This window comes from Actinoplanes sp. NPDC048791 (assembly GCF_040650095.1).
Taxonomy (GTDB): Bacteria; Actinomycetota; Actinomycetes; order Mycobacteriales; family Micromonosporaceae; genus Actinoplanes.
In genome coordinates, this window is record NZ_JBEZGQ010001055.1 from 1 (window position 1) to 2787 (window position 2787).

General features: G+C 71.4%; 4 protein-coding genes and 1 pseudogene. 1 reads left to right on the top strand and 4 read right to left on the bottom strand.

What is annotated here, in order from left to right; all coding sequences use genetic code 11:
* The 4 genes from AB0C29_RS42010 to rimP form a co-directional block, all read right to left on the bottom strand.
* A partial coding sequence (locus AB0C29_RS42010; RefSeq protein WP_360833009.1) for a translation initiation factor IF-2 N-terminal domain-containing protein occupies nt 1-171 on the bottom strand: 171 nt, incomplete at its 3' end.
* Nucleotides 172-291: 120 nt separating this feature from the next.
* Nucleotides 292-651, bottom strand: coding sequence for a YlxR family protein (locus AB0C29_RS42015; RefSeq protein ID WP_360549808.1), 360 nt, complete (start codon nt 649-651; stop codon nt 292-294).
* Complete coding sequence (gene nusA, locus AB0C29_RS42020; protein ID WP_360549810.1) at nt 629-1648, bottom strand: transcription termination factor NusA; 1020 nt, start codon at nt 1646-1648, stop codon at nt 629-631. Before nusA ends, AB0C29_RS42015 begins: the two co-directional genes overlap by 23 nt.
* Nucleotides 1645-2310: a ribosome maturation factor RimP gene (gene rimP / locus AB0C29_RS42025; RefSeq protein WP_360833006.1), complete on the bottom strand. Its 666-nt coding sequence runs from the start codon at nt 2308-2310 to the stop codon at nt 1645-1647. The genes nusA and rimP overlap by 4 nt, the downstream gene beginning before the upstream one ends.
* Nucleotides 2311-2499: 189 nt before the next feature.
* Between rimP and AB0C29_RS42030 the strand changes: the two are divergent.
* A pseudogene (locus tag AB0C29_RS42030) lies at nt 2500-2787 on the top strand (hypothetical protein); the annotation flags it as partial.

Here is a 2787-nt window from a genome sequence, read left to right on the forward strand (position 1 = left end):
GGCGTCGAGGGCACCACGAAGTCGCCGGGCCACCGGGGCCTCGACCGTGCTGGATGCGGATTTGACGAACTCGCCCATCTCCTTGAGCTTGGCGAGAACGGTCTTGCTGTCGACCCCGAGCTCTTTGGCGAGCTCGTGAACGCGGGCCTTGCCTGGCACTGCACTCCTCATCTCGAGGTCGTACGAGCAGCGCCCGCCGACCTCACTCGTGCACTAGAAGCCTGGTCATTTCAGGGACTTCATCGTGTGCTCATCTGGGTCGTCCTACCTTGCTGGACATGGATGGGGCACCTACGCCACATCATCGGTGGTTCCGGACGGCACGGTGACCGCTCGGATGTGCTCGGCAAGCAATCCGGTGTCAGCAACACCGGTGAGTCGCAGCGCACGCCCGAAGGCGCGACGCCGCTCCGCCTGCGCGAAGCAGGCCGGATCAGGATGCACATGTGCTCCCCGGCCCGGCAGCCGGCGGCCCGGATCGGGCTGGAGCCGGAGGTGACCTCCTGCTCCGACCGCGACGAACCGCAGTAAATCGGAGGCCGGCACGCGTGAGCGACAGCCAACACAGGTGCGTGTCGGACCGGCCACCCGAAAGTCTACCCCGCGTGCCTCGTGCTCGGGTATCCGGTCAGCTCCCGGTCTCGGCGGCATCGCGCTCGGAGGCCGGATCCGGCTGCTCGTTGTCCGGACGGATGTCGATGCGCCAGCCGGTCAACCGGGCGGCCAGCCGGGCGTTCTGCCCCTCGCGGCCGATCGCCAGCGACAGCTGGAAGTCGGGCACGGTGACCCGGGCGGTGCGGGTGGCCGCGTCGACCACCTCGACCCGCAGGGCCTTGGCCGGGGAGAGCGCGTTGCCGACGAACTGCGCCGGGTCGTCCGAGTAGTCGATGATGTCGATCTTCTCGCCGTGCAGCTCGCTCATCACCGCCCGGACCCGCTGACCCATCGGGCCGATGCAGGCGCCCTTGGCGTTGACCCCGGCGACCCGCGAATGCACCGCGATCTTCGAACGGTGACCTGCCTCACGTGCGATGGCGGCGATCTCCACCGTGCCGTCGGCGATCTCCGGCACCTCCAGCGCGAAAAGCTTCTTGACCAGCGCCGGGTGGGTGCGCGACAGGGTGATCTGCGGGCCGCGGAAGCCCTTGGCCACGTGCACCACGACGCAGCGGATCCGCGAGCCGTGCTCGTACGTCTCCCCCGGCACCTGCTCGGCCTGCGGCAGGACCGCCTCGAGCTTGCCCAGGTCGACGATGACGATGCCCTTCTCGGCGCGCGCCGCGTCGGCCTGCACGATGCCGGTGACCAGGTCACCGTCGCGGCCCGCGTACTCGCCGAAGTGCACCTCGTCGGTGGCCTCGCGCAGCCGCTGCAGGATGACCTGCTTGGCGGTCATCGCGGCGATCCGGCCGAAGTCGTGCGGCGTGTCGTCCCACTCCCGGACCAGGGTGCCGTCGGCGTCCAGCTCCTGGGCGAAGACCTGGGCCGCGCCGTTCTTGCGGTCGATCTGCACCCGGGCGTGGCTCTCGGCCCCGTCGGTGTGCCGGTACGCGGTCAGCAGTGCCGTCTCGATCGCCGCGAGGATCGTCTCGAACGGGATCTCCCGCTCGCGCTCCAGGGCGCGCAGCGCCGCGAGGTCGATGTTCACTTGTCCTCGCCCTCCCCATCCTCGTCGTCATCTTCATCGTCCTCGTCCTCGTCGCCCTCGTCGGGCTCGTCGGGGAAGACGGCTTCGTCCAGCCGCTTGAACTCGATCTGGACCTTGCCCGGCCCCAGATCGGCGTACGGGATCTCCGTGCCCTTGCCGTCGACGTCGAGCACGACGCCGGTCTCGTCGGCCGCCGTGATCCGGCCGGTCAGCGACCGGCCCGCGACGGTGACGGCGACCAGCCGGCTGACGTTGCGCCGCCAGTGCCGGGGCAGGGTCAGCGGCCGGTCCACGCCGGGCGAGCCGACCTCGAGCTGGTATTCACCCGCCAGGACCTCGCCCTGGTTCTCCTCGGCCGTGTCGAGCGCCTGGGAGATCTCCCGGGAGACGACCGCGACGTCGTCGAGGCTGATGCCCCCGTCGGCGTCGACCAGGACCCGGAGAACGTGCCGGCGGCCCGCGCGGGAAAGGTTGACGTCCTCGAGGTCGAACCCCGCGGCGACCACGACCGGCTCGATCACCGCGCGCACCCGGGCCTTGGCGGCCACCAGGTCGATGCGCGGAGCAGCGGGCTGACGCGTCTCCTCGGCTGCCTCTCGGCTCCGGCCCCCGCCGGAGCGGCGGTTCGCCGGCCGGGCGCCGCCGCGACCACGCTGCGTCATCGGGCCCAACCCTTCTGCTCGAATGCGGCGCGCGGCAAACGCTCCGTGCGCCGTTCGCCGGCAACACCGGCATGGCACCGGGGCTGAAAATCCCCGGCGGCTGACGCAGAGCGTTACGCGCCGGCGGCGCGGGCCGGCCGCCGCCGCTCCGATTCGGCGCCCGGTGCAGGTCAGCGACGCCTGGTGCGGATGGTGTTGACTGACCGGGTGAAAAGACGTCACCTGATCGGCGTGGCTGCCGGTGGGGCGCTGAGCGCGACGGCACTGGGCGGCTGCGGGCTCTTCTCCGATGATCCAGAGCCCGCTCCGGCGCCGGACGCCCTGCAGCCCGTGCTCGACGAGGCCCTGGCCCTGGCGGCGGCTTACGACCGGGCCGTGCTGGCCCAGCCCGGCCTCGCGAAGAGGCTGACCCCGCTCGCCGCCGACCACCGCACGCACGCGGCCGAGCTGTCCCGCGTCATCGGCAGGGTGGTCCCC

What these genes read in the sequence shown, in the direction of transcription:
- AB0C29_RS42015 (WP_360549808.1), bottom strand. Translation starts at nt 651, where the DNA reads ATGCCGCCGAGACCGGGAGCTGACCGGATACCCGAGCACGAGGCACGC.
- rimP (WP_360833006.1), bottom strand. Translation starts at nt 2,310, where the DNA reads ATGACGCAGCGTGGTCGCGGCGGCGCCCGGCCGGCGAACCGCCGCTCC.